Annotated in this window: 20 protein-coding genes and 1 pseudogene; 11 read left to right on the top strand and 10 right to left on the bottom strand. The window is 68.1% G+C overall.

Annotated features, from left to right (window positions below):
- The first annotated feature begins 28 nt into the window (after positions 1 to 28).
- The 4 genes and pseudogenes from BJF87_RS17260 (at position 29) to BJF87_RS17245 (ending at position 2,955) form a co-directional block, all read left to right on the top strand.
- Positions 29 to 1,054, top strand: coding sequence for a GNAT family N-acetyltransferase (locus BJF87_RS17260; RefSeq protein WP_006358109.1), 1,026 nt, complete (start codon positions 29 to 31; stop codon positions 1,052 to 1,054).
- On the top strand, positions 1,054 to 1,665 hold the full coding sequence (locus BJF87_RS17255) for a ribonuclease domain-containing protein (RefSeq protein ID WP_035755228.1): 612 nt from the start codon (positions 1,054 to 1,056) through the stop codon (positions 1,663 to 1,665). The genes BJF87_RS17260 and BJF87_RS17255 overlap by 1 nt, the downstream gene beginning before the upstream one ends.
- Positions 1,662 to 2,174, top strand: a complete 513-nt coding sequence (locus BJF87_RS17250; protein WP_006358111.1) for a barstar family protein — start codon at positions 1,662 to 1,664, stop codon at positions 2,172 to 2,174. The genes BJF87_RS17255 and BJF87_RS17250 overlap by 4 nt, the downstream gene beginning before the upstream one ends.
- Positions 2,175 to 2,955: pseudogene (locus tag BJF87_RS17245) on the top strand (exodeoxyribonuclease III).
- A 40-nt stretch (positions 2,956 to 2,995) separates the two neighbouring features.
- On the opposite strand, the gene BJF87_RS17240 reads toward BJF87_RS17245, so the two are convergent.
- Together BJF87_RS17240 and mbtM are read right to left on the bottom strand one after the other, a co-directional pair.
- On the bottom strand, positions 2,996 to 3,751 hold the full coding sequence (locus tag BJF87_RS17240; protein WP_075863629.1) for a siderophore-interacting protein: 756 nt from the start codon (positions 3,749 to 3,751) through the stop codon (positions 2,996 to 2,998).
- Entirely contained in the window at positions 3,748 to 5,412 is a 1,665-nt protein-coding gene (gene mbtM / locus BJF87_RS17235; protein WP_075863651.1) for a long-chain-fatty acid--ACP ligase MbtM, read from the bottom strand. Before mbtM ends, BJF87_RS17240 begins: the two co-directional genes overlap by 4 nt.
- 333 nt (positions 5,413 to 5,745) lie before the next feature.
- Between mbtM and BJF87_RS17230 the strand changes: the two genes are divergently transcribed.
- The 7 genes from BJF87_RS17230 to BJF87_RS17200 all read left to right on the top strand — a co-directional run bounded on the left by BJF87_RS17230 (position 5,746) and on the right by BJF87_RS17200 (position 18,418).
- Entirely contained in the window at positions 5,746 to 9,201 is a 3,456-nt protein-coding gene (locus BJF87_RS17230; protein ID WP_075863628.1) for a non-ribosomal peptide synthetase, read from the top strand.
- Between the two features lie 49 nt (positions 9,202 to 9,250).
- The gene (locus BJF87_RS17225; protein WP_006358116.1) at positions 9,251 to 9,859 is read left to right on the top strand and encodes a GNAT family N-acetyltransferase; all 609 of its coding nucleotides are present in this window, start codon (positions 9,251 to 9,253) and stop codon (positions 9,857 to 9,859) included.
- A gap of 4 nt (positions 9,860 to 9,863) precedes the next feature.
- Positions 9,864 to 11,663: an IucA/IucC family siderophore biosynthesis protein gene (locus tag BJF87_RS17220; protein WP_006358117.1), complete on the top strand. Its 1,800-nt coding sequence runs from the start codon at positions 9,864 to 9,866 to the stop codon at positions 11,661 to 11,663.
- Positions 11,660 to 14,020: a penicillin acylase family protein gene (locus BJF87_RS17215; RefSeq protein ID WP_042377714.1), complete on the top strand. Its 2,361-nt coding sequence runs from the start codon at positions 11,660 to 11,662 to the stop codon at positions 14,018 to 14,020. Before BJF87_RS17220 ends, BJF87_RS17215 begins: the two co-directional genes overlap by 4 nt.
- A complete protein-coding gene (locus tag BJF87_RS17210) occupies positions 14,008 to 15,492 on the top strand; it encodes a condensation domain-containing protein (RefSeq protein WP_006358119.1) in 1,485 nt (494 codons plus the stop codon). Before BJF87_RS17215 ends, BJF87_RS17210 begins: the two co-directional genes overlap by 13 nt.
- Positions 15,493 to 15,560: 68 nt before the next feature.
- Positions 15,561 to 17,105, top strand: coding sequence for a pyridoxal-dependent decarboxylase (locus tag BJF87_RS17205; protein WP_006358120.1), 1,545 nt, complete (start codon positions 15,561 to 15,563; stop codon positions 17,103 to 17,105).
- Positions 17,102 to 18,418, top strand: a complete 1,317-nt coding sequence (locus BJF87_RS17200; protein ID WP_006358121.1) for a lysine N(6)-hydroxylase/L-ornithine N(5)-oxygenase family protein — start codon at positions 17,102 to 17,104, stop codon at positions 18,416 to 18,418. The genes BJF87_RS17205 and BJF87_RS17200 overlap by 4 nt, the downstream gene beginning before the upstream one ends.
- A gap of 281 nt (positions 18,419 to 18,699) precedes the next feature.
- Here BJF87_RS17200 and BJF87_RS17195 read toward each other — a convergent pair whose 3' ends face one another.
- The 8 genes from BJF87_RS17195 to BJF87_RS17160 form a co-directional block, all read right to left on the bottom strand.
- Entirely contained in the window at positions 18,700 to 19,674 is a 975-nt protein-coding gene (locus BJF87_RS17195) for an oxygenase MpaB family protein (protein ID WP_157139139.1), read from the bottom strand.
- Positions 19,675 to 19,717: 43 nt separating this feature from the next.
- A complete protein-coding gene (locus BJF87_RS17190; protein WP_035755234.1) occupies positions 19,718 to 20,335 on the bottom strand; it encodes a TetR/AcrR family transcriptional regulator in 618 nt (205 codons plus the stop codon).
- A 308-nt stretch (positions 20,336 to 20,643) separates the two neighbouring features.
- Positions 20,644 to 21,615, bottom strand: coding sequence for an ABC transporter substrate-binding protein (locus BJF87_RS17185; RefSeq protein WP_075863626.1), 972 nt, complete (start codon positions 21,613 to 21,615; stop codon positions 20,644 to 20,646).
- Between the two features lie 25 nt (positions 21,616 to 21,640).
- Positions 21,641 to 22,453 (bottom strand): hypothetical protein, encoded by an 813-nt coding sequence (locus tag BJF87_RS17180; protein WP_075863650.1) that lies wholly within the window; start codon positions 22,451 to 22,453, stop codon positions 21,641 to 21,643.
- Positions 22,454 to 22,581: 128 nt separating this feature from the next.
- A complete protein-coding gene (locus BJF87_RS17175) occupies positions 22,582 to 23,889 on the bottom strand; it encodes a wax ester/triacylglycerol synthase domain-containing protein (protein ID WP_075863625.1) in 1,308 nt (435 codons plus the stop codon).
- A 24-nt stretch (positions 23,890 to 23,913) separates the two neighbouring features.
- Entirely contained in the window at positions 23,914 to 25,080 is a 1,167-nt protein-coding gene (locus BJF87_RS17170) for an acyl-CoA dehydrogenase family protein (protein ID WP_075863624.1), read from the bottom strand.
- A 29-nt stretch (positions 25,081 to 25,109) separates the two neighbouring features.
- The gene (locus tag BJF87_RS17165) at positions 25,110 to 25,358 is read right to left on the bottom strand and encodes an acyl carrier protein (protein ID WP_075863623.1); all 249 of its coding nucleotides are present in this window, start codon (positions 25,356 to 25,358) and stop codon (positions 25,110 to 25,112) included.
- Between the two features lie 47 nt (positions 25,359 to 25,405).
- Complete coding sequence (locus tag BJF87_RS17160) at positions 25,406 to 26,776, bottom strand: salicylate synthase (protein ID WP_075863622.1); 1,371 nt, start codon at positions 26,774 to 26,776, stop codon at positions 25,406 to 25,408.
- Positions 26,777 to 26,794 lie beyond the last annotated feature (18 nt).

Here is a 26,794-nt window from a genome sequence, read left to right as displayed (position 1 = left end):
GCCACTGATCAGGCCACACCGGGCGACAGTGTCCCAGCTGCACACGACGAAGTCGGGCGCCGTGATCGGCGACCGGGTCGTCGTGCGCTATCTGCTGGGTGACTCGACGCCCGCAGACTGGCGCGGCAATCCCGATGCGGCGCAATCGGATGTCACCGGCGTCCTGCTCGACGACACCGATCCGCTTCGCCTCGAACGCGACGGCGAGGTGGTGTCGATCCCCGCTGCCACCGTCACCTCGGTGCGGCTCCTCTCGGCGACGCCGGTGCGTAACAAGGAGATCCGCGCCCTGGAGGGTGTCGCGGCACGATCCTGGCCGGGAGTGGAGACCGCGTGGATCGCCGGGTGGTTCGTCCGCGCCGGACACGGGTTCAGCCGCCGCGCGAACTCCGCGATCCCACTGGACATGTCGGCCCACCCGGACGCGACGACGCTCGCCCGGATCGCGCGGTGGTACGCCGAACGGGACCTGCCGCCCCTTCTCGCACTTCCCGAGCGCCTTGTGAAGGCCGCCACCGTCGGCGGCGTCCAGGACATCGAGGTGCAGATGCTCACCTGCGACGCGGCGCCGCTGACGGCACGGCTGGCCGGGTCCCGTTCCGACGCAGTTCGTCTATCCGACGAGCCGCATGCCGAATGGCTCGCCGCCTACACCGGGCACCGTGCCGGCGAAGACACCGACGTCGAGGACGCCACCGACGCCGTACGGCAGGTGGTGACCGCCGGCGACGGGCCGCCGGTCTTCGCCGCGATCCGCGACGAGTCATCGGCGGTCATCGCGATCGGCCGCGGCGTGGTCACCGAATCCCCGGACGGCCGACGGTGGTTGGGACTGTCGGCACTGTGGACCGACCCGGAACGACGCCGGAGGGGGTTGTCCTCGCAGATCCTCGCCGAGCTGGTGGCATGGGGCGCTCAGCAGGGCGCCGCTCGTGCGTACCTGCAGGTCGAGACGACAAACCGCCTCGCCGGCGCCTGGTACCGCCGACTCGGCTTCGGCCTGCACCACAGCTACCGGTACGTCACCCCCGACCCCGCACCCCAGGAACTCTGATGCCAAGCCGTTCACGCTCGACGCCGGCCGTTGCCCAACGCCGCCGGCAGGCGGTGATCACCGCGGCCGCCTTCGTCGTCATCGCGCTGGTGTTCGCGATCACCTGGTTCATCAACAGCGGCAGCGATTCCGGCGCCGACGAGTCGGTCACCGCGGGTTCGGCCTCGTCGAAGAGTTCGACCGTCCGGACGTCGGCCGGCAAGACCACTGCTGCCACGTCGACCACAGCCGAGTCGACGGCCCGCAACACAACTTCCGAGACCACGGCCCCGAAGTCGAGCAGGACGAGGACCTCCACGGCGAAGACGCCGGCACCCGCGGCGGCCCCCGCGCACGTCACGCGCACCCTCGCGCTCATCGACGCCGGCGAGTGGCCCGAGGCCGCCCGCGCACCGGGGACGAAGGGCGGGATCACCTTCCGTAACAACGAGCGTCGTCTGCCGGCCACGGATGCCGACGGCCGCCGTGTCGCATACCGGGAATGGGACGTCAACCCGAAGGAGCCCGGCCGCAGCCGGGACGCCGAGCGGATCGTCACCGGGAGCGACGGAACCGCCTGGTACACAGCCGATCACTACCGCTCGTTCATCCTGATTCGAGGACCGTCATGACCTCGCACGACGATTTCGGCAGTCGCCTCCGCCGTTTCCTCGACGGCGCGGGGAACGACGGCCCGGCGGTCGGACTCACGCTCTCCCCGGAGTTGCCCGACCTCGGTCCAGGCGTCCGCCTGCGCACCATCAGCGGCACCGCGGCGACCACCACCGGGGCCATGTACACCGCCTTCGCGCGCGTGTGGGACTTCCCCGATCACTTCGGCCGCAACCGAGATGCCTTCGACGACTGCATGCGCGATCTCGACGCCCCCGATGCCGACGGCCGCACTCCGGCTTCCATCGTCACCCACGTCACCCAGGCTCACCGCCTGCTCGACGAGGACGACGCGACCTTCACCTGGTTCGCTGACTCGATCGGCTTCTACCGCGATCACTATCGCGACCTGGGGCGGACTTTCGCACTGGTCCTGTCGACCTCCTCGTCACGCGCCTCGGCCGTACGCACGCGCTGGGACGGCGCCGGTGTGCCGGTCGCCGACCTCGACAGCATCGGGGAGTGCTGAATGCGGTTCGCCACGTGGAACGTCAACTCCATCCGCGCACGATCGGAATCGGTGGTCGAGTGGATGGAATCGGCCGATATCGACGTCCTCGCGATGCAGGAGACCAAGTGTCACGACGACGCTTTCCCGCTGATGAGCTTCCTTGCGTCCGGGTACGACGTCGCCCACGTCGGGCAGGGCGCCTACAACGGTGTGGCGATCGCATCGCGAATCGGACTCGACGCCGTCGAGATCGCCTTCGACGGGGTACCCACGTGTCGACAACCAGCCGATCCGTGAGGCCCGCGCGATCTCGGCGGTGTGCGCGGGAATCCGGGTGTGGAGCCTGTACGTGCCCAACGGGCGGACACCCGAGGACCCGCACTACGAGTACAAGCTCCGTTGGCTCGACGCCCTCGGTGACCACATCGCGTTGCGTCTGGCCCACGACCCCGCCGCCGAGATGATGCTGGCCGGCGACTGGAACGTCGCGCAGACCGACGACGACGTCTGGGATCGCACGTACTTCGAGGGACGCACCCACGTCACGCCACCGGAACGCGCTGCGGTGCAGCGGTTCCTGGACGGCGGCCTGGTCGACTCCGCCCTCCCCTATGCCCCGGGTTACACGTTCTGGGATTACACGCAGTTGCGGTTCCCCCGCAACGAGGGCATGCGCATCGACTACGCGTTCTGCTCACCTGCACTCGACACGCGTGTCATGGGCGCGCACATCGACCGCGAGGCGCGGAAACGCAAGGGCGCCAGCGATCACGCGCCGGTGGTCTTCGACCTCGGATAACCCGCTCCCTGAGGAGCGAGCTTGCGAGCGTCTCGAAGGGTCAGGCGAAGGACTTGCCCGGAATCCAGTAGGCCTGTGCCTTCACCGACTTCTTGGGGATGCCGTACTCGTCCTTCAGCGACGCCGCGACCGCACGGGTGCTCACCGAATCGAGTGCGACCCAACCGAAGTGGTCGCCCGCGGCGAATGCCGAGGACCGCACCGCGTCGACGAGGGCGGCGCCGTCGTGTTCACGCGCGATCCAGTGGATGGTGTCATGTGCGCGGGCCCGCACCGGCAGGGCCTTGTCGCTCTCGTGCTGGTACTCCAACCACAACGTCGCGGGCGTCTCCGGTCTGCCGGAGGCACCGATCGCGTCGAGCAGCGAGTTGATCGCCGGGAGCGAGGCCGGGTCGCCGGCGATGATCCAGCCGCGGACCTCGTCGCCGGGCATCGTGAACTTGGAACCCATCACGGTGGCGGTGATCGTGTCCCCGACCCGCGCGTGCTGAGCCCAGCGGGCCGCGATGCCGTTGTGGAGGGCGAACTCGATGCCGAAGGTGTCGGCTGCGGGATCGGCGTCGACCAGGGTGTAGCCGCGCTGGTGGAGTTTGCCCGCGTCGTCGAACCACATCCGGATCCACATCGTGGGGTGCAGTGCCCGCTTCGCCAGAAGACCGCCGCCGGTGAACGTCAGGCGCACATAGTGATCGGTGACGACCTGGGTGCCGGTCACGGTCAGCTCGAAGTCGTCGCCGCCGAGGAGTTTGAGGACGGCGCCCTGCCAGCCGCGGCCCTTCGTCGCGACTTGACTCACTTCTGTCCGATGGTTTCGAACGCCCCGTCCTCGACCATCTGCCGGGTCTCGAGGCGACGGATCTTGCCCGACGTGGTGCGCGGAACCGCGTCGGGTGCCACGAAGATCACCTCGGCGGGCATGATCCCGCACGCCGACGCCACCTCCGAGTTGACCTCGGCGCGAGCCTTGTCCGGGTCCGAACCCTTGTACTCGGCGAGGATCACCAGACCCGGGCGCGACGAGCCCTCACCGCGGGCCATCGCGACCACACCGCCCCGGCGCACGCCCGCGACCTCCGCGGCGGCACGCTCGATCTCGATCGGGAACAGGTTGCGGCCGGCGACGATGATGACCTCTTTGGCGCGTCCACAGATGACCAGTCGGTCGTCGATCAGGTAACCGAGGTCTCCGGTGGCGAACCATTCCCCCGCACCGAGGTCGGGGCCGCCGAGATAACCGCGCATCATCGAGGTACCCCGGATCTCAACGTGCCCGACCGAACGCCCGTCGATGACCGGAACGTCCACATTCGGTTCGACGATCCGAACCTGCATGCCGCCCAGCGGCTTTCCGAGGAGCGCGTATCGCCGGCGGATGGGTTCGCCACCGCCGGGCGGGGTCACGGTGACCTCGTCGTAGTGCGCGCCCTCGCCGACCGCGGGCATCGTGACGGCACAGGCGGATTCGGCCATACCGTAGGCGGGTGCGGCGGCCGAAGGCTCGAAGCCGAACGGCGCCGTGGCCTCCAGGAACTTGTCGAAGGCGTCGGCGTCGATGGGTTCGCCGCCGCTGATCGCGACACGGAGGTTCGACAGGTCGATGTCGCGCAGGAGCTTTCCGTAGCGTCCGAGGATGTCGTAGGCGAAGTTCGGGGCGGCGGTGACGGTGGCCTTCGTCTCGGTCAGCCACTGCATCCACTTGAACGGCGCGGCCGCGAAGGCCGTGTTCGGCACCACGTAGGCGGGGATGCCCGTCGTCATTCCGGCGAGGAGGAACATCAGTCCCATGTCGTGGTAGAGCGGCAACCAGGTGAACCCGGTGTCGCGGGTGCGGTGCATACCCAGGCGGCTCACCAATTCGATGGCGTTGGAGTACACCGCCGACGCCGTGAGGACCGCGGTCTTCGGATCACCGGTCGATCCGGCGGTGCCCTGCAGGACCGCGACGCTGTTGGGGTTGACATTGCGGGCGACGAAGCCGCTGGTGTCGGCGGCGATCCCGTATTCGGCGACCCTAGCGATGCGGAGCTGCCCGTCGACCTTGGTGAGCAGATCGAGCTGGGAGCCGCTCCCGAGGACGGTGCCGACGCCGATCGAGACGAATCGCCTGTAGGTGGTCTCCGCCCAGCGGCTCTCGTCGGCTCCGCGGATGGGTCCGGGCAGGATGCTCACCGGAACGCCGGCGAGCCACGCGCCCTGGATCGCGGCGATGAGGTCGACCGTGGGATCGCCGATGAGACCGACGGCGAGCGGCTCGTGCAGGTCACTGTCGGAGAGGAGCTGCACCGCGATCTGTTCGGCGCGCGCGTGAACCTCGCGCCAGGGCGCGATCACCCATTCGCCGGATTCGGAGTCGAGCACGGACAGCGTGGTGTCCCCGGCCAGCATCGCCTCGCGGACGGTCGCCGCGAGGGTGTTGGTCGAGCCTGTTTCCTCCAGAACCACGCTGCTCTGCGACATGTTCGTTCCCCGTTCTCGCCGACCGCGTGTGTCGGCTGTCGTGTTCGTGTGGATGCGTCCGGTTCGCATGTATCGCGCGGGTCGCGGCGCCCGGTGTCGGCCCGCCACCCTTGGATAGGTTAGCCTAAACTTCATAGCGCACAAGAGCCCGTCCACCGTCGATGGCGGCGTGATTCAGATCATCTGGCCAGACGACGGTCCGCAACTTAGGCTTACCTAAGTTTAGTGCCCGAAGCGGGCGTTTCGTACAGCGACTAGTTAGTATAACCTACCCTAAATTGGGCAGAGTGCTCGAGTGAAAGACGTTTCCGACCCGCGAGAGGCAATCGGCTGATGGCCACGAATCCTGAGATGACTCCCCCCATCGCGGACCTCGTCAGCCCCGCCGACATCCGGGCCCAGGTCGCTGCCGCCCTCGGCGTCACACCTGAGTCCCTCGACCCCACCGGAGACCTCATCGCCCAGGGCCTCGACTCCCTGCGCATGATGCGACTGGCCGGCACCTGGCGCAAACGCGGCATCGACATCGACTTCGCCCGCCTCGCCGCCTCCCCCACCCTCGACGCCTGGACCGCGCTCCTCGGCGGACCGTCGACTCCCGCGGAGATGAGCGCATCGCCGGAGAACGTCGATCCCACAGCACCTTTCCCACTGGCGCCGATGCAGCACGCATATTGGATCGGACGGTCCGACAGCCATGCGTTCGGCAATGTGGCCGCGCACCTCTACATCGAGTTCGACGGCCACGGCCTCGATCCCGACCGCTTCACCACCGCCATGGGTGAGCTGATGGAGCGTCATCCGATGCTGCGGGTCCGTGTGCTCCCCGACGGCACGCAGGTCGTCGGGCCCGCACACCCGGACGCGATCGCCGTTCACGATCTGCGCAGCCAGTCGGCCGAGATGGTCGAGAAGATACTCGCCGAAACGCGTTCCCACGGAACGCATCGCACCCTGCCCGTCGAAGAGGGCGCGGTCATCCGCGCGGAACTGAGTCTGCTGCCCGACGGGTCCACCCGCGTGCACCTCGACGTCGACATGATCGCGGCCGACGCCATGAGCTACCGCGTCCTCGTCGACGACTTCGCTCGCCTCTACCGCGGGGAGACCCTGCCCGAACTGGGTGTCACCTTCGCGACGATCACCGCCGACCGGGCCTCCCGCGAGATCCGCGACGAGGACCTCGCCTGGTGGCGCGAGCGCATCCCGCACCTGCCAGGGCCGCCGGAACTCCCGCTCGACGATCGCGCCGCCCGCGGCGAGGTCGAGCCGCGTAGCGTCCGCCTGCACCACTCCGTCTCGGCCTCCGAATGGAAGCGCCTCGAGGAGCACGCCCATCGTCGAGGGGTGACCCCCGCAGCCGCGGTGGCGGCGGCCTTCGCCGAAGCGGTCGGCACGCACGCGGCGAATTCCCGCTTCCTGCTGACCGTTCCACTGTTCGATCGTCCCCAGATCCACGCCGACGTCGAGCGCGTGGTCGGCGACTTCACCTCGTCGATCCTCGTCGATGTCGACCTGCGCCGCCCGGCGACCCTGGCCGAACGCGCACGCCAGATGCGCTCGGCGATGCACGATGCCGCTGCTCACGGATCGATGAGCGGTCTCGACGTCCTCCGCGAACTCGGCCGAGCCCGAGGCGAATCCGTCATCTCGCCGGTCGTGTTCACCAGCGCGCTCGGGCTCGGCGACCTGTTCTCCCCTCAGGCGACCGACGTCCTCGGCGACCCCGCCTGGATCGTGTCGCAGGGGCCCCAGGTGCTGCTCGACGCCCAGGTCACCGAGATCGCCGGGGGACTGCTCCTGAACTGGGACGTCCGGGTGTCCGACCTCGACGAGTCCACTGCCCGCGCGATGTTCGACTACTACGTCCGGCTTCTCGGTCTCCTCGTCGACGGCGAATGGGATGTCCCGGCACCCGACCCGGTCGCCGATGACGTCCGTGCACAGCGACTTTCGGTCGAGCGACCGCTGCCCGACACCGACACCTTCGACGGGACACTGCACGGCACGATCTTCGGTCGCGCGGCGCAACGGCCGACGACCCCGGCGGTCACCACCGATTCCCGGACGTGGACGCACGGCGAACTCACCGACGAGGCACTTCGGGTGGCGGGCGCACTCGCCGCCGCGGGCGTCTGCACCGGCGACACCGTCGTCGTCAACCTGCCCAAGGGTGGCGACCAGGTCGTCGCCGCGCTCGCCGTCCTGGCCGTGGGCGCCGCCTACGTGCCGATCGCGCCGACGCAGCCCGCGACCCGACGAGACCGCATCGTCTCCATCGCCGGACCACGCGCCGTGCTCACCGCCGATGTCGACGCCTGGACGGAGTCCAACGGCCCCACCGTCATCGACCTCGACGCGGCACGCACCTCAGCACCGGTCGACCCGGTGGAGGTCACCGGCGAGGAGTTGGCCTACATCCTGTTCACGTCCGGATCGACGGGACTGCCCAAGGGCGTCCAGGTCCCCCATCGCGCCGCGGTGGCCACCATCTCCGACCTCGTCGACCGTTACTCGATCGACGCCCGTGACCGCAGCCTGCAGGTCTCCTCGCTCGAGTTCGACCTCTCCGTCTTCGACATCTTCGGTCTCCTCGCGGTCGGCGGCGCCGTCGTCGTACCCGGCGACGACGAACGCACCAAGGTCGATGACTGGGTGCGACTCCTCGCCGAACACTCGGTGTCCGTGCTCAACTGCGTGCCGTCGATCCTCGGGATGATCCTCGACATCGATTCACTGCCGCCATCGATGCGGATGATCATCATGGGCGGCGACAAGGTCGACGTCTCGCTGCTCGAACGAGTCGCCACACAACTGCCCGACTGCCGCGTCGCCGGACTGGGCGGTACCACCGAGACCGCCATCCACTCCACCATCTGCGAGGCGGACGACGTCCCGGCCGGAATGGCGTTCGTGCCCTACGGTGTTCCGCTGCGCGGCGTTCGCTGCCGAGTCGTCGACGAGACCGGCCGCGATCGGCCCGACCTCGTCCCCGGCGAACTGTGGATCGGTGGCGCCGGCGTCGCCGACGGTTATCGTGGCGATCCCGAGCGCACCGCCGATCGTTTCGTTCATCACGACGGCGAGAAGTGGTATCGCACAGGCGATCTCGCCCGGTACCTACCCGGCGGTTTCCTCGACTTCCTCGGCCGCGCCGACCACATGGTGAAGGTCCGCGGCTATCGCGTGGAGCTAGGCGAGGTCGAAGCAGGCCTGCTCGCTCTCGACGAGGTCGCGTCGGCGGTCGCCTGGTCCGACGGCCGGGATCTTCAAGCCGCGGTCGTTGCCGCCGGAACGGTCATCGACGAGAACGCGATCCGGGACCGTCTGTCCGAGTCCCTTCCGCCGCACATGATCCCGCGGACTGTCACCGTCCTCGACGCGTTGCCGTTGACCGCGAACGGGAAGTACGACCGCAAGGCCCTGGCGGCACTCGTCGACACCGCCGAGGGCGGCCCACAGGTCGTCGCACCGCGCACCCCGCTCGAGGAGGCGCTCGTCGTGATCTTCTCCGAGGTGCTGCCCGTCCGGCCGATCGGCGTCACCGAGGACTTCATCTCACTCGGCGGTGACTCGGTGCAGGCCACCCGACTCGTGGCCCTGTCCCGCACCTGGCTCGACGCCCCGCGACTGTCGGTCGCCGACATCTTCGGTCACCGGACGATCGCGGGTCTCGCCGAGCGGCTCACCGCCCTCGAAGGCACCCGGGTCGAGCGGGTCGCCGCGATCCTCCTCGACGTCGTGGCCCTCTCCGACCAACAGGTGGATGCCGAACTCGCCGGCACCTGACGCATCCAGCAGGCCCGCTTCCACCAGACACCCCGACAGCAAAGGCATCATGACCACTTCATCGGCACCCACGTACGACCTGCACTCGGTCGATCTCGACGACGTGTCGCACGCCATCACGGTCCACGGGTGGCTGACCCATCCCAAGGCCAAGTACTGGGACATGCTGGAGAGCTCCGTCGCGGACGTGGAGAAGATGATCCGGGACACCGCGGCGGCAACGGCCGGTACGCCCTACGGCATGCGCCTGGGCTACCACGACGGGCGGCCGCAGTTCCTGTTCGAACTGTACGATCCGCAGACCAGCGAACTCGCCGACCCCGCAAGCGGTTACGTCCACGCCGAGGGCGACATCGGGATGCATCTGCTCGTGGCCCACTCCGAGCAGGCCCTGCCCGGCTTCACCGGCACGGTGATGCTGCACATCATGCGGACGGCGATCCTCGAGGTCGGCGCCGCGCGGGTGGTCGTCGAACCCGACGTCCGCAACACCGCGGTGCACCGCCTCAACGCGAGCGTCGGCTTCCGGGTCGACGGCGACTACCCGGTCGGCAACAAGACCGCACACCTGAGCTACTGCACGCGAGACGACTTCCTCCGCGTCACCGCCGGCGGCACCAGTGTCGGCGCCGTCGAGGTTACGGACCTGGGAGCGTAGCCCGTTGACGATCGAACAGATCCGTCCCGCACGGACCGGGCAGACGGACACCGTGTCGTATCGGCAGGTGTATCACCGCAGGATCGCGCGGAAGATCCTGGCCGAGTTCTCCCACGAACGCGCCTTGAGTCCGGTCGAGACCGGCCCGGGTCGCTACGTGGTCGGTTCCGCCGACGGCCGCACCGACTATCACTTCCGTGCCGAGGTCCTGTCCCTGGAGAACTGGGCGATCGAGGAGTCCTCGTTGCGCCGGGTGCGCGATGGGGAGGAACTGCCCGTCGACGCCGTCGCGCTGGTCGTCGACCTCGCCCCGATGCTCGGCATCGGCCCGCAGGCGCTGCCGGAGTACCTCGAGGAGTTCATCAGCACTCTCGCGATCAGTGCCGACCGGCCTGACGAACGACGCATCACCGCAGCCGATCTCGCGCACGCGGACTTCCAGACCATCGAGAGGACGATGACCGAGGGTCACCCGTGCATCGTGGCGAACGCCGGGCGCCTCGGCTTCAGCGCCGACGACATCGACCGTTACGCACCGGAGGTCGGCAACCACTTCCGGCTCGTCTGGGTCGCCGCCCGCCGTGAGGACTGCGACGTGGCGACGGTGAGCGGCGTCGACTACGACGCCATGCTCGTCGACGAACTCGGCGCCGACACCCTGGCGGAGTTCGATACAGTGCTTCGCGAATCCGGTTGTGATCCCGACGATTACCGCTATCTGCCCGTTCATCCGTGGCAGTGGACGGAGAAGGTCCGGAAGCTCTACTCGGCCGATCTCGCCGACCGCCGCATCGTGTTCGTGGGCGAGAGCCCCGATCTGTACCAGGCGCAGCAGTCGATCCGCACGGTCTTCAACGCGACTACGCCCACCCGTCACTACGTGAAGGGCGCCCTGTCGATCGTGAACATGGGCTTCACCCGGGGCATGTCGGCGGACTACATGCGCACCACCCCGCTGATCAACAACTGGGTCCGCGGACTCGTCGCCGACGACCCGTATCTCGCCGCAATCGGCTTCGAGATGATCTTCGAGGTCGCCGCCATCGGTTACCGCAGTCCCACCTTCACCCCGATCACCCAGCCGGGGTCGGAGTACCGCAAGATCCTCTCGGCGCTGTGGCGCCAGAGTCCGGTCACACTGGTGCGTGGCGGCGAGCAGCTCTCCACCATGGCCGCGCTCCTGCACGTCGACCACCACGGCGACCCACTGGTGGGCGCATTCATCGCGCGGTCGGGGATACCGGCCGCCGAATGGATCCGGCGCTACCTGCGCACATACCTCCACCCGATCGCCTACCTGCTGTACCGGTACGAGCTGAAGTTCTCCCCCCACGGCGAGAACCTGATCCTCGTTCTCGACGAAGGGGTTCCGGTCCGCGCGATCCTCAAGGACATCGGCGAGGAGGTGTCGGTCTTCGGCGAGCCGGAGGATTTGCCGGAGAGCTGCGCTCGCGTCCTCACCACCGAGCCCGACGAGATCCGCAACCTCGGCGTGCTCTCGGACGTCTTCGACGACTACCTGCGTCCGCTGGCGGATGTCCTCCACACCCACCGACTCGTGACCGACGAGGAGTTGTGGGACCTGGTGGCCGACAGTCTGCGCGAGTTCGTCGACACGCATCCCGATCTTGCCGACCAGTTCGCGAAATGGGATCTCTTCGCACCGGAGTTCGGCGCGGTACACATGAACGGCCTGCAGCTGCGGAACAACAAGCGCATGGTCGACATCGAGGACTCCTACGCATCCCTCGTCGACGCCGGACACCGGCTCGTCAATCCCGTCGCCGAACGGGGACGCCAGTGACCGTCACGACCCCGGCACCCGACACGTCCCCCGCGGAGATCCTGCGCGACGCGCACGGCATCCCGCATGTTCTGGCCGTCACACCGGCCGACGCGCTGTACGGACAGGGCCGCGCCTGCGGGCAGGACCGCCGCTGGCAGATCGAGTTCATGCGTCTGCGCGCCGAGGGGCGTACCGCCGAGGTGTTCGGCGAATCCTGCGTCGAATGGGACACCTTCGCGCGGCGCGCCCGGCTCGACGCGGTTGCCGAGCAGATGTACCACGCGTCGTCCGACCGCACCCGACGCCTGCTACGCGCCTATGCCGACGGCGTGAACAGCACCCTTGCCGAGACCGCGCCGCCCGCACCGGAACTCGCCGCACTCGACCACGAGCCGGAACCGTGGCGGCCGTGGACCCCGATCTCGGTCTTCATCATGCACCACGTTCTGTTCGGCCGGTTCACGACGAAACTGTTCCGGCTGCACGCCTGCCGCGCGACCGGGTCGGATGCGCTGCGGTTCTGGGCATTCGAGGGCAGCGAGCACGATCCGACCGTGCCGCCGATGCCGGACCAACAGTTCTTGCGCGAGATCCTCGACCTCACGCGGCCCACGCCTGCCGCGGGTTCCCCCGTCGGTGAGACCGTCAACCTGGGTGATCCGATGTCGGGCAGCAACGCATGGGGGGTGTCCGCCGCCCGCAGCACGACCGGGTCCCCGATCGTGGCCGGCGATCCCCACAGGTTCCTCGAGCTGCCCGGCATCTACGAGCAGTTCCATCTCGCCTCGACCGATCCGGCACAGTCCTTCGACGTGGTGGGCTTCGCCTTCGCCGGTGTCCCCGGCGTTCCACACTTCGCGCAGGGCCCCGAGATCGCCTGGGGCATCACGAATGCGATGGCCGACTACCAGGACCTCTACGTCGAGCGGTTGACCCGCGACGAGGACGGGACACTTCTCGTCGAGGTGCCCGGCGGACACCGCGTCCCGGCGACCGTCCACACCGAGCAGATCGCCGTCCGCGACTCCGCATTTGTTGCCGTCGAGGTGATCACCACCCACAACGGTGCCGTCGTCTTCGGCGGTCCGGACGAGCCGTTCGCGATGAGCCTGCGGTCGCCGCTGCTCTCCGAGGACGTCACCTTCGACGCCCCACTCGACCTCCTGTTCGCCCGCTCGGTCTCCGACGTCGAAGCCGCACTGTCGTCGTGGGTCGAACCGGTGAACCGCGCCGTCATCGCGCACCGCGACGGGACCACGGTCACCCACGTGGCCGGCCGCGTTCCCGTCCGCGCCCCGGAGAACTACTGGCTCCCTGTTCCCGGCTGGGACGAGCGCTACCAGTGGAAGGGCTACGAAGCCGGTTCGCTCGGCGACCCGGGCTTCGATCCGAAAGTCGCCGACGGCGGTGTGAGTGTGACCGCGAACCAACGGATTTCCGCGGTTCCTGCGCTGCAACCGATCACGACGGAGTGTGTGGAGGCGTTCCGCGCCGATCGGATCACCACCCGCCTCGATGCTCTCGACACTGTCGATCCCGAGGATTGCGCCGACATCCACCGCGACGTCGTCCTCGACCAGGCCGCGGTGGTCCAGCAACTCCTCGCCCGGGTCGTGGGCAATTCCCCGGCCGCCGAGGGCATCCGGCAGCGCATCCTGGCCTGGGACCGCACCATGGCTGCCGACAGCACCGACGCCTTCCTGTTCGCCGAGTTCCGCAGCCAGCTCGTACTCGGCGTCGCGCGCACCGATGCCCTTGCGCCACTGCGCGGTCCGCACGGCTTCCCCGCCGTGTTCCAGCCGTGGTTCGTCCCGGAACCCCGCCTCGCGACCGCGATCACGACGATGATCGCCAACTGCACACTGATCGGGATCGACATCGACGAGGTCGCAGCCGCCGCGCTCGACGCCGTCGTCGCCCGCACCGAGACGATCGGACACGTCCCCGACTGGGGCACCGTGCATGTGCTCGCCCCGATCCACGGGTTCGATCTCGTCGGCGCGTCGCCTCGCCATCCGGAGCTGTTCGCGACGCTGCGACCCACCCCCCTGCCCCTTGCCGGGGATTCGGAGTGCGTGTTCGCCAACGCATCTGCGGTCGGCACCCACGTGTGCATCACCGGCTCCGCTGCCCGCTATGTCTGGGATCTCGCCGATCCGCACGCGAGCCGTTGGGTGGTGCCGCTCGGCGCTTCCGGCGACCCGGACTCCGAACACTTCCAGGACCAGGCCCGGTTGTGGGCCGACGGCCGGCTGATCCCTGTCGCCCGCGACTGGGCGGCCCTGCGCGCACAGGACGCCGAAGCCACCCACCAGACCACTTCGACCGCCACTCCCACTGCCACTCCGACGAAGGGGGAATCGTGCCCACGTTGACCGAAGCGCGACTCACACTGCTGCGCCGACGGATCGCGGAGTCCGGCGGGGCGCTGTCGGGTCCGGCCGATGAAACCCGGCCCGACACGCGCACCGAGACCCCGGCCTTGTTCGGACAGTTCGGGATCGCCGAGCGCCGGATGTGGAAGATCTACGAGCTCGACCCGGAATCGGTGTCCCACAACATCGGTCTCGTCCTGGAGTTCGGTGGCAGTCGCACCGTCGAATCCGTGGTCGCCGCGGCGGAACTGCTCGTCGAGCGTTTCGAGGTGCTGCGGTCGGTCGTCGAGGTCGACGACGCGGATGTGCCCCATCGTGTTCAGGTGCAGCGAGAAGGCCAGTGGGACACCGAGCATTCGGTATGGTCCTGGGGCTTCGAGGATGTCGCGGACGAGTCGGCCGACACCGACCCGGCAGAAATCGACCCAGCAGAAATCGACACCGTGGCAACGCGGATGACGCGTACACCATTCGACCTGTTCTCCGAGGTGCCGTTGCGCCTGCGTGTGTCGGGACGGGACGGAGAGGTGACGATGATCCTGGTCGTCCATCACCTCGCGGTCGACGACACCTCCTGGCCACTGCTGCTGGGCACGCTCGTGTCGGGCGAATGGGCGGGGGACGCCGACGCCGATTCCCGCCCGGCAACCCCGGATGCCGCCGCCGCGACCGAGGCTGCCGAGTCCGCTGTGCGGCATGCGCTGTCGACCTGGGCCGCCGAGGACGTGCGTCACCCGCTCTCCGGCGAACTGCCCGCCGAGAGCGCCGCGGAGAGCTGGCTCTCCCCCATGGACGATCGTGCGGGCCTCAAAGTCGCCGCCCCGGTCGCCGACGAATCGCTGACCGCCTTCGACCGGGTCGCGCAGACGGTCGGCGCGACGCCGAATGCGCTGCTCATCGGCGTGTGCTCGCTGGCCGCCTACGCGCTGACCGGCGCATCCGACCATGTGCTCGTCGTCCCGGCCGACAATCGACGACGCTCGCAGTCGCCGCATCACATCGGCTACTGCGGCAACATCATCCCGATGCGTTTCCGCGTCGATCCGACCGCGACCGTCGAGCAGACCCTGCGCACCGCGGCCGCGGTGATCTACCGGGCGATGGAGCACTCCGGCACCGACTTCGGGCCGATCCTGACCGCACTCCGTCAGCAGGGCGGACGGTTCCCGATCATGGAGATCATGGCCTCGGTGCGGCCCGCTCCGCTGCGCGGCATCCCGCAACCCGACCACGCGCCGGTCACCTGTCGATCGGTGTTTAACGGCATCGCGAACTATCCGTTGTCGATCGCCTTCGAAGCCGACGACCACTCCACCCATGTGGAGGTCGACCACCAGCCCGGAATAGTTCCGGACCACATCGCCGTACGCTCCACCGGGGTGTTGACCGCACTCGTCGATCTCATCCCCGCCGCGCTGGACGGCACCGTCGCCGAACTCCTCGCGAACCTCGAGAGACGAGTCCCGGCGTGACGGAACGACACTCGCACAGCAACTCAGCACAGAACCGGACAACCACCGAAGATCCAGGGGGGAACTCAGTGACCGAAGACCGCGAGTCTACGTGGGGGGCTTCCCGTTTCGCCCGACCGGGACAGGGCTGGGCGAACATCGGTCGCGGTCTGACCGAAGCAGCGGAATCGGTCACCGACCACCACCACGGAGCGCCACTGCCCGCCGGGGATCCGGTGTCGGTACTCGCCGCGGTCAACGGCTCGCTGGGTGCACCCGGAATCCCCGAATCCGGGATCGGTGAGTCCGCGGCCCTGTCGCGGCTGGCGCGGCTCGTCGCCGAGTTCGGTCTCGACCTCACCCATCCGCTGACCACAGCTCATCTGCAGCCGGCACCCCTGTCGGTCGCGGTCGCCGCGGACGCGCTCGCGAGCGCCACCAACGCCTCGCTGGACACATACGATTCGGGGCCGGCGACCCTCGCCCTGGAGACCTGGACCGTGCAGTCGCTCGCCCGCATGGCCGGTTTCGGCGAACAGGCCGGCGGCGTCTTCAGTCCCGGCGGTTCCATCTCGAACATGCTTGCGCTCATGATCGCCCGCGATCACACCGCGGCCCGTCGTGGCGTCGACGTCCGCCAGGACGGTGTGGGCGCGCTGCGCCGGCCAGTGGTCTTCTGTTCGCGCGTCGCCCACTTCTCGGTGCACCGAGCGTGTGCCGCACTGGGTCTCGGCGAGTCCGCGGTCATCCCTGTTGAGGTCGACGCGCACCACCGGATGATCCCCGAGGCCTTGGAAAGGGCGATCCGACAGGCCGGCGAGGTCACCCCGCTCGCCATCGTCGCCACGGCCGGAACCACCGACTTCGGTACCGTCGACCCGCTGCCCGAGATCGCCGACATCGCCGAACGACACGAGATCTGGCTGCACGTCGACGCCGCCTACGGCTTCGGCACCCTGTTCTCCGATCGCCTGTCCGGACTCCTGAGAGGCGTCGACCGCGCGGACTCGGTGACCCTCGACCTGCACAAGGTCGGCTGGCAGCCGGCCGCCGCCAGCCTCATGCTGCTGTCCGATGCCGACCGCTTCGTGTCACTGAACCGTTCGGTCGCCTACCTCAACCCGGACGACGACGTCGAGGCAGGCTACAGCGGTCTGCTCGGCCAGACCCTGCAGACGACTCGTCGTCCCGACGTGCTCAAGGTCGCGGCCACGCTCTTGGCGTACGGACGCCGCGAACTCGGCGGGATGCTCGAGCGGTGCAACGACCTCGCGGTGTACGCCGAACAGCGCGTCGCCACCGAACTGCAACTCGAACTGATCGCCCCGGTCACGTTGACCACCATCGTCTTCCGCTACCGCTGCGCCGACCTCGACGCCGTCAACGGCGAATTGCGACGCCGTCTCATCACCGACGGCAAGGCCCTGATAGGGCGCACCCAGGTGCGGGTGCCCGGCCAGGACGAACCCCAGACCTGCCTGAAGCTGACCCTTCTGAATCCGGAGACCTCCGAGAGTGACATCGACGAGCTGTTCGACGAACTCCTGCGTCTCGCAATCGAAGTGGAGTCCGAGAGCACCTCGGTCGCCGGCGACCAGGCCCGCAGTGAAGAAATGGTGAGGGTATCGGAATGACCCGTGTAGAGAACGTGGATGTCCTGGCGATCGGCTGCGGTCCGTTCAACCTGGGGCTCGCCGCGCTGGCATCGACCGTCGATGACCTCGACGTGCTCGTCGTGGACTCCCGTGACGAGTTCCGCTGGCATCCGGGCCTCATGTTCGACGAGGCCCGACTCCAGGTGGGATTCTTGTCGGACCTGGTGACCCTGGTCGACCCGACGCATCCGATGTCGTTCCTGAACTACATGGCCGACACCGACCGAATGTACCGGTTCCTGGTGCGGGAGAACTTCTATCCCACCCGCATCGAGTACGAGGCGTACCTGCACTGGTGTATCGGTCGACTCGACACCCTGCGCTGGGGCACCACCGTCACCGAGGTCACATGGGACGACGAGGCCGACGCCTTCGCCGTCACGATCGTCTCCGGCGGCACCACCACGACCGTGATCGCGCGCCACGTCGTCGTCGGCGTCGGCACCGAACCGTTTGTGCCGCAGGCGTTGTCGTCGGGCTCCCCGGCGGTCGTCCACAGTTCCGACTACCTGTACCACCAGGACAAGGCCCATGCCGCGGACTCGGTGACCGTCATCGGTTCGGGACAGTCGGGCGCCGAGATCGTCATCGACCTGCTCGAGGCCAATCTCCGCGGCGGCCCGTCCGTCCGCTGGTGGACCCGTACGCCGTGGTTCGCCCCGCTCGACTTCACCAAGATGTCGCTCGAGATGACCACCCCGGCGTACATGGACTACTTCCAGAGTCTGCCGGAGGCGGCCCGCGATCGGATCCGCCCGCAACACTGGCAGTTCCACAAGGGCGTCTCCAGCGACACCCTCGAACGGGTGCACGAGCTGATGTACCAGCGGCAGCTGCGGGAGAAGCTCAACCCGGTCCAGTTGCGCATCTCCACCGAGGTCGACGGCATCGACACCCTTGCCGACGGCAAGCTCAGGGTCCGTGGGCGTCACCTCGACACCGGTACCCAACTCGCACACACCACCGACATGGTCATCGCGTGCACCGGCTACCAGCCCCGCCAGACCCCGTTCCTGGCCCCCATCGAGCCGCAGCTGCACCGTGATTCGCGCGGCCGCCTCGTCGTGGGCGCCGCGCATCAGGTGGAAACCGAGCCCGCGCTGACCAATCGGTTGTTCGTGGCGAACGCCGAGGAGCACGCCGTCGGCGTCTCGGCCCCCAACCTCGACATCGGCGCGGTCCGCAACGCCCGAATTCTCAACGCCGTCATGGGCCGCGAGGTGTATCGACTGCCGAAGGACACCGCTTTCACCAGCTTCGGGATCGACGACTCCGACGGCGTCGTCGGCTGAGGAGTTCCGCGAGCAACGACGCCCGGCCCGCAGTGCGGGTCGGGCCGTTCTCCCGTTGAGGGTTGATCGGGTGCCCGGGTCGCTCCGAACGCGGACGGGCCGCAGGTGCCGACTCAACTCTTATCGTGCGGCCTCCGGGAGGCATCGCGATCAGCGGCACAGATCACACACACCAAGGTTCGTACCAGGATCTCCCAGCGCGAGCTGCGACCGTGATCTCGCGGCGACGGGGGTGACAGGGACCTCATCGCCCGAGGCGGCGCGGGGACTGCCGCCCGAGGTTATGCACCTGCGGGCGCCGGATGTTGTGGTGCAAGTTCAGGATCGGGACGGAACGAAGTGAGCTGTGTTCCCTCGAGATCGCTGACGAGCTGCTCGTACTGCCAGCGGTTGTATGCCAAGGGAGCCATGCTGATCCGCTTCGGGAGGCGGTGATAGAGGACGGGAAGTACGCGACAGATGATCGCGTACTCGATCCGGCGGACCTTGTTGAACGGAAAGCCGAAGACGTCGCGCACCTTGGGTCGACTGATGGCCATCCCGCACGTGATGGCCACCTCTCCTGCCACGCGTGAGATCAGCGGCCAGACGGGTCGCAGTGCGGTCGGCAGGTCCTCGGGGGCCGGCGGCGTCGCGAACAGCTTCCGCCCGACTTCGAGCATGTAGGTGTCCGTCAACTCGTTGTCCAGCAGGTCCTGGTAGTACTCCATCGCCTCGGCGTATGAGCGCGGCAGCCCGGATGACCTGCCAGAGAACGACAACGACCCCATCTTGTCCCAGACCACTCGGTAGAAGATCTCGTTGTCCTCATCGGTGAGGGGATCACCGGTGATAGGAGTGTACGAGTTCCGATACAGCAGAAACATGCTGAGGTACACCAGGTTCCAGGCTCGAGGCGAGTAGGCGCTGTACGGCCTGCCATCGCGGCCCTTTCCCTTGACCTCGCGATGAAGTGTCTTGAGGCGATCGAGGTGCCGGGCGTTGACCTCCGCGTCGCCCCACATTACGAGCTGCCCGGCCGCCAAGGTGCGCATGTTGCGCTCGAGTGGCCGGTTCTCGTACCGGCCGGTGGCCCACGTCGCGTCCGATACATCGTGCTGCATGCCCTGGTCGACGTATGCAGCCGCGAACAGTCCCACCAGCCGTGACCCGCAGAACCACCGAAACTGTTCATACCGTTTCTGTGCGTGTCCCTCGAGCGGCGGTCCGTCGACGGTGATATCGGTGGGAGACGCTGTGGAAATTGATTGTGCCATCTTCATTCTCCTCGGGAGCGGTGCCTGGTTGTCAGGTGGGCGTTCAGGGGATGAGCGGGTGCAGAATCACACGGACCATCCGTCGGATCGCATCGTCGTCCGTGGTCGGTAGGCCGATGTCGGGCGTCAACCAGACGCTGCCGATGAAGCGCAGCAAGACCTCGGCCGTGCCCGTCGTGTCGACGTCGACAGCGAGTTGTTCGGCGCAGTCGGAAATCCGATCGGTCAGCATGAGTAGCTGCAGTTGGGCGAGGTCGGGATCGCGATGGATTGCGACAGCCGTCCCGTCCTCCACGAGCCGGGTCCCGATCGGATGGGTCCGCGCAGTACGAACGGCAGCGACGATGATCTCCACCAAATGCTCACCCGGATGAGAGACAGCAGCGACAGTCTCCGCGAATCCCTCGACGATGCGAGCCAACTCGAACGAGAACGCCCGTCTGATCAGTTCGTCCTTGGACTCGAATCGACGGAATACCGTCGCTCGTCCCACCCCCGCACTTCGGGCGACGTCGGCCATCGTCAGTCGCGCGGTTCCGTAGAGCGCGATGCACCGAAGGGTCGACTCCAGGATGGCGCTGTCCACTGCGTCGCTTGTGGAGGGTGCGCTGGTCAGGCCCTCGATCACGAGTCGGGCATGTGGTGGGGTCGTGATACTCATGGTACGAGAAGAGTATCGTGCGTCTCATCGATCGCGCAGGTGTTTACGGAACCGGGTTTGCACACGAGATACCGCGGACGGGTGAGCCACCCTTCTCGCCGGCACGTGAACGCGTGAGGGCATCCGGGCCTCGTTCAGGCCACCTCCAACGTGGAGGCGACAGTCTCACGGTGACGTCGTCCGCCCCGAGGCCGGTCGGCGAGACGACACGGCCCGTCCCCGCATGGAGGGGACGGGCCGTCGTGTGTGTTGAGACCGGTTTCGATGGGACTCGTCGCAGGCTCTCGCCCACTCGGCCAGCGGAGGGATCAGCTCGTCGCAGCCTCGAAGCTCGGCTTGAGCAGGTCCAGCACGTACGGCACCGAGTTCGGCGTCGGTGCGTTGAGGCCGGTGATCTGCGACTGCGTCATGAACGTGACGGCACCGTTCTTGACGGCCTTCAGGTTCTTGTAACCCGGGAGCTTCTTGAGGGTTTCGGCCTGTTCCGGTGTCGCCGTGGCGACGACCAGTACGTCGGCGTCGAGCATCGGGATGTTCTCGGTGCTCAGTCCGAAGCGGGGGTTGCGGGTGCGCTGGTACTCGGCGACCAGCTTGGGCGCCATCTGCATCTTCAACTCGCTGAACAGCTTTGCCGCGCCGTCGTTCGGGTCGCCGAGGACCGACAGCTGGTCGTTGCCGTACATGAAGGCCAGCGCGTAGGTCTTGCCGGCGAGATCCGGGAACTCCTTGCCGACGGCGGCGACCTTCGCGTCGGTCTGGTCGATGATCTCGGTCGCCTTGTCCGGCTGGTGCAGCACGGTGCCCATGACGGTGACCATGTCCTGCCAGGGATCGATCTCCTGGCCGCTGATCGCGTTGACCGTCGGTGCGAGCTTGGCGATCTGCTCGAATTCCGGTCTGCCGGAGGCGAATCCGGGAGCGAAGATCAGGTCGGGGTCGAGCTTGGCGATCGTCGTGGCGTCGTCGCCCTTGGTGGGGTCGATGAACGTCGAGTCGGTGAGCTTCTGGCCGTACCAGGGTTGCAGTTCGCCGGTGGCCGACTTGGAGTAGTCGTAGTAGCCGACCGGGGTCACGCCGAACGAGAGCGCCACGTCGGTCCACTGGTCACCCAGGGTCACGATGCGCTTCGGTGTCTCCGGGATCGTCACCGAGCGGCCGTCGGGCAGGTTCAGCTGCACCGAACCACCGGTCGAGTCATCCGAACTCGAGCATCCGGCGAGGAGGCCGGCGGACATGAGCGCACCCGCGAGAAGCGCACCCAGACGAAGTCGTGTTTTCACGTCAGTTCTCCAGAACGGTCGGGGGTCAGAGCGAGCAGGGCAGCAGGACGAAGCTGGCGATGAGGCAGACGCTGCTGTTCGACAGCTTCCACTTGTCGCCGCTCCACACCCAGGTCATCGCACGATTCTGGCTGCCCCGGCCGACGACGCTGATCTGCAGCGGGGCGGTCATCTTGGTGCCGCTGACCTGCACCGGACCGACCATCTGGTAGCTGAGTCCGACGTTGCCGTAGGTGGTGATCGCCTGGGCGACGGCGTCGAGCTGACGCAGGGCGCGCTCGCCGCCCTGGAGTTCGGCGGCCCGGGCGGCGCGATTGCCGCGCGAGTTCATGACCGTCTTGACCTTCGTGTTGAGCTGACCGGGCGTCAGCGCGGTCGGGGCTGCGACAGCCTGCTGCTGGGACGGCGCAGCCGAGGTACCCGGCGCGGGAGCCGGTGCGGGCGCGGCGTCGGGGCCGGCGCCGACCGTGCCGCCGCTCTCGGGCACGTTCTCGGTCACCGCGGGTGCGGGCGCCACGGCCGGGGCGGGCTCACCGGGCGCAGCAGCCGGCGGCTGGTTGGCGGCCGGACCCACCAGGCCCTGCTGCTGTTGCGGTGTCTGCGCGGAACCGAGGTTCACGACGGTCGGCTGGGCCGCGTTCGCCGAGTCGTTGCGGTCGCCGACCATCAGACCGACCACGCCGATGGTGACGATGATCGCCGAGATCACCGCCGCAACACCTGCCGATGCCAGCACGGTCGGGATGTTGATCCCACCCGAGCGCTTCTGCGGACCCGCCACCGGTTCGTGGGTCTCATCCACGTAAGCCGGGTCCTGGTAGCCGACATCGTTCTGCATGGTGTTCTCCGTGTTTTCTGCTGTGTGTCGTTCACTTGTGCCGTGCAACGCCTGGTTGCGCGCCTTCACGGTCTGGATCGTCCCCGTCGGGGATCGACTTCCTAGGCAAGCCTAAGCTCGCCTCTTCTTCACGCCGACGGTAGGGCCTCGGTGAGGACCTTGTCGAACGTCTCCACGAACTTCTGCGCGTAGCCGGGGAGTGCCTGGGCGTCGGTGACGATGCCGAAGGACGTCGTGTTGCCGAGGATCAGCACGGTCACCGAGAAGGAGTAACCGGCCAGCGGCGACAGCGGCGTCAAGCTCACGATGGACCTGCCCAGGACCGACCGAACCCGGGAGAAGCCGGGATTGATCCCGATGTGGATGTCCGGATGCATGTGACCCATCGAGGCGTTCACGATCGCCCGCTGCAAGCCCCAGAGCGGCGCCCGCGGCAGGTCATCGGCCGCGGCGAGGTAGAGCTCGGGCCGACGCTCGGCGATCGTCGCCAGCTCACTGCGTGCCCGGCCGATCTGCTGCGACAGGTCGGTTTCGTTGCCGGGCAGGTTGAGCAGTGCCACCGAGACCGCATTGCCGGTGTGCCGGAACTCCTGGTCGAGGGTCACCGGCAGGGTCACGCGGAGGACCTCGGCCTGCGGCGACGCGGGCGGGTCGATACTCAGCGCGCGGCCGATGGCCCCGAGGACGAACTCGTGCACGGTGGAGTCGTTGGCCTTGGCCGCCTTGCGCAGGGCGCGGGTGGACGTGCTGAACAGCGCATGTTCACGACGCCCCGACTTCGTCAGGCTCGGCCAGGCGCGCTTCTTGCCCCCGCCGGCCGCATGCTGCTCGTTGAACGCCGCCTTGGCCTCACCCAGCTTCTCCGGGTCGATGCCGCTGATGTGGAATCGCGGGCTGGTGGCGAAGCGCTCGAACTCGGCGAGGTCCTCGGGCTCACCGTCGGCGAGCAGTGCCGCGAAGGCCGCGCCGGCGATGCCGTCGGAGATGCTGTGGTGCACACGGAGCAGCACCCACTGACCGACGCCCTCGGCGCCGGTGGAGGGCGTGAACAGCGTGATGTCCCAGAACGGGCGCGGCCGGGGCAGCGGCGTCTCCAGGAGCTTGGAGACGCGGCGCTGCAGGTGATCACGGTCGGTGAAGCCGAGCTCCGAGACGTGTTCGCCGGCATCCCAGTTCTCGTCGGCGAGCACCACCTCGGGCTTGCGCCATCGGCCGTTCTTCACGCCGAGCCGAAAGATCTCGAACAGCCGACCCCGGTCCCGCACCCGGGCCCGTACTTCGTCGAGGCCGAGAAGCGTTCCACCGGTGTCGAGTTGGAGGACCATCGCCCAGTGCATGGGTCGGCTGTCGGTGTCCATGTGCAGGTAGGTGTGATCCGGTGGTGCCAGTTCGGTGACGCGCGCATCGGCCGGAGTGGTGGTGACTGGGCTGTTCATGGTGACCGCCTGGATGAGGGACGCTCAGCGCGTCTGATTGAGAGAACGAGGGACGAACTGCTGGTAACGCTCGGTGTCGGGTTTCATGGCCGCCGCGACCAGTTCCCACAACACCTCGTCGGTGCCGCCGCCGACGCGCGCGAGTTTCATGTCGCGCCACCAGCGTCCGATCGGCGTCTCGGCCTCGAGATAGCCGATCCCGCCGAAGATGTGCAGGCATTCCGAGGCGACCTCTTCGCCCAGGTTGGCCGCGGTGGCCTTGAGCGCAGCCGCGGTGCGCAGGTTGATCTTTCCCCCGGCGGCGACGCCGTCGAGCGAGTAGCTCAGCACGTCGACGCGGGACTGCAGACCGGCGATCCGCAGGCGGAGTGCCTGATGGTCGTAGAGCTTCTTGCCGAACTGGGTGCGGTCCATCATGCGGGCGAGCGTCACACCGAGCATCACGTCGCATGCGGCCGCGATCTGCGCGGCGACCGAATAGCGTTCGTGCGCAAGGCCCCAGCTGATGACCGCCAGACCTGTTCCCGGCCGGGCGATCAGTGCCTCCTCGGGAATCCACGTGTCGATGGTGACCGGCGCGGTGTCGAGTGGTCCGGCGCCCAGCTTCTCGTAGGGCGCACCGACGCCGACCTTGTCGATCGGCACGGCGGCCAGCGCGACGTTGCCCCCCGCATCGGGGCCGTCCTCGACGTCGCGGCACACGACGAACATGTGGTCGGCGATCGGCGAGAGCGAGACGAACTTCTTGGCGCCGACTACCCGGTAGCCGCAGTCCTCGGCGAAGATCCTCGTCTCCGAGTTCTGCAGATCCGAGCCGCCCTGTTCCTCGGAGGCGCCGATGCACAGGACGGCGTCGGTGGTCATCGCCCGCTGCGCCAGATCCTCCAGGAAGTCGTTCCGCCCGAAACGGCGGAGGATGGCGATGGCCGAATCGTGCAGGCTGACACCGACTCCGATCGCGGCCGAGCCCAGCGAGCCGAGACGGCGGCCGAGAGCGAAGTGGTCGTGGAGGTCGGCGAACTTGCGATCCTCCCACTTGCGGGTGAAAACCCCTGCTTCACCGAGGTGTTCGAGCAGTGGCCGCGGGAATCGATGATCGCTCTCGGCCTGCGCCGTCCACGCGGCGACCTTCTCGTCGAACGCCTCGTCGAGCAGTTCGGCGTACGACTGCACTCCGGTGTCCACACTCATCCCCCGCCCCGACTCGCGTCCCACCCGGTTCAGGCCGGTGTCCCGGCCTTCGCGCGGACCAGGTCCTCGAGATCGCCGACCGTCTTCGACTCGAAGAGCTCGCGTTCGGAGAGCTTCACACCCAGACGCTCCTCGATCGCGACGACGCCGATGGCGAACGCCACCGAGTCCAGGCCCAGGTCGTCGATGAGCCGCGAGTCGCGGGTGACGTCGCCGAGCGCGAGGTCGAGGTCCTCGGTGAGGATGCCGTGCAACGCTTCGGTGATGTTGTCGGACATGTGATGGCTCCTGATGGGATCGGTGATGGTTCGAACGTAACGGCCGGTCAGCGAGGGATGACGTACGGGGCGACGCTGCCCAGCTTCTCGCAGGTCTCCTCGAACTCACGCTCCGGCGTCGACTGCGCGACGATGCCGGCGCCCGCCCGCAACCATGCCGCGCCCCCGGACGAGAAGACGGTGCGCAACGCGAGGGTTGCCTCGAGTTCCCCCGACGACGACGCGACGAGGACCGCACCGGAGTACGGCCCGCGACGCCGGGACTCGAGCCGGTCGATGGCGTCGACGGCCGCGGTCTTGGGCACTCCCGAAGCGGTGATCGACGGGAAGACGACTTCGAGTGCACGCCAGGGAGATTCCCCCTCCGCGAGGGTTCCCTTCACGGTCGACGCCAGGTGCTGGACGCTGCCGCGCTCACGCACCTCCATGAACGTGCTGACCGCGGTCGTCTCGGCGGCCGAGATCGAGGCGATCTCGTCATAGCAGGCGCGCACCGACATCGCATGTTCGGCAACCTCTTTGGCGTCGCCGAGAAGTTCGGCCCGAGCGGCCGCGTCGTCGTCGGCGGACACCCCGAAAGCCCTTGTCCCGGCGAGGGGTTCGGTGACCACGGTGCGATCGGAGTGCACCGCGACCACGAGTTCGGGACTGAACCCGGCGGCCGCGAGATCGCCGAGCGACAGCAGATAGGAGCGAGCCGGCGTGTTGTCCGCACGGCCGCGGGCATAGGTGGCGGGGATGTCGACCGCGAAGGGGATGTCCACGGCGCGGGAGAGGATGACCTTCTGGTAGCGACCGGCCGCGATCTCGGAGACGGCGGCCGCAACGCGGCCGCGGTAGTCCTCGGTGTCGACCCGCACGTCGACGGGGCGCGACGCCCCGGGATCACCTGCCGTGGCGGCGATCTCGAGGAGACGACGAGCTCGGTCGGAATCGGCGGTGCCGGTGTCCACCCCGTCCGCGTCGACGAAGGCCTCGAACTCGGGAACGATCAGATGCGCGAGCACCGTGTCGTCGGGAACGCGGTCGAGGATGCCGTGGTACGGCGCGCAGAAGTCGAAACCGACCCACCCGTAGAGACGCCAGTCGGGGATCGACAGCGACTCCGTCGCCGCGGCCAGTGCGTCGGCCGGGTCACCGTGCCATGCGGTGGTCGACCGGCGCCCATGGTCGTCGACGATGACCTCACCACGTGTGACCACCACTCGCACGTGAACGCCGGCAGCGAAGGTCCAGCGACCGTTGCGCTCGTAGACGACGTGGTCGCCGAACTCGCCGGAACCCGCCCAGGCCGCCGAGATCCGGGCGGCGTCCGCGTCGGCGAACCGCGTCGTCGGAGCGTTCAGGCCGGCGGCGCCCTCGAGGCCGAGGTCCGCGGCATCGAGCCTCGATGTCGGCGAGTCGGTCGTCAGCGACATGTCGTTGTCCTCCGGTCG

It is taken from the genome of Gordonia sp. CNJ-863, assembly GCF_001942325.1.
Lineage (GTDB): Bacteria > Actinomycetota > Actinomycetes > Mycobacteriales > Mycobacteriaceae > Gordonia > Gordonia alkanivorans.
The sequence above is the reverse complement of the archived record's forward strand: the minus strand, read 5'-3'. Positions and strand labels throughout refer to the sequence as shown.

Bases quoted from the DNA above. Each gene is read 5' to 3' on its own strand.
- BJF87_RS17195 (WP_157139139.1), bottom strand. From the start codon at position 19,674: ATGGCACAATCAATTTCCACAGCGTCTCCCACCGATATCACCGTCGAC.
- BJF87_RS17190 (WP_035755234.1), bottom strand. From the start codon at position 20,335: ATGAGTATCACGACCCCACCACATGCCCGACTCGTGATCGAGGGCCTG.
- BJF87_RS17200 (WP_006358121.1), top strand. From the start codon at position 17,102: ATGACCCGTGTAGAGAACGTGGATGTCCTGGCGATCGGCTGCGGTCCG.
- mbtM (WP_075863651.1), bottom strand. From the start codon at position 5,412: ATGTCGCAGAGCAGCGTGGTTCTGGAGGAAACAGGCTCGACCAACACC.
- BJF87_RS17225 (WP_006358116.1), top strand. From the start codon at position 9,251: ATGACCACTTCATCGGCACCCACGTACGACCTGCACTCGGTCGATCTC.
- BJF87_RS17250 (WP_006358111.1), top strand. From the start codon at position 1,662: ATGACCTCGCACGACGATTTCGGCAGTCGCCTCCGCCGTTTCCTCGAC.
- BJF87_RS17230 (WP_075863628.1), top strand. From the start codon at position 5,746: ATGGCCACGAATCCTGAGATGACTCCCCCCATCGCGGACCTCGTCAGC.
- BJF87_RS17180 (WP_075863650.1), bottom strand. From the start codon at position 22,453: ATGCAGAACGATGTCGGCTACCAGGACCCGGCTTACGTGGATGAGACC.
- BJF87_RS17160 (WP_075863622.1), bottom strand. From the start codon at position 26,776: ATGTCGCTGACGACCGACTCGCCGACATCGAGGCTCGATGCCGCGGAC.
- BJF87_RS17255 (WP_035755228.1), top strand. From the start codon at position 1,054: ATGCCAAGCCGTTCACGCTCGACGCCGGCCGTTGCCCAACGCCGCCGG.
- BJF87_RS17170 (WP_075863624.1), bottom strand. From the start codon at position 25,080: ATGAGTGTGGACACCGGAGTGCAGTCGTACGCCGAACTGCTCGACGAG.
- BJF87_RS17165 (WP_075863623.1), bottom strand. From the start codon at position 25,358: ATGTCCGACAACATCACCGAAGCGTTGCACGGCATCCTCACCGAGGAC.
- BJF87_RS17175 (WP_075863625.1), bottom strand. From the start codon at position 23,889: ATGAACAGCCCAGTCACCACCACTCCGGCCGATGCGCGCGTCACCGAA.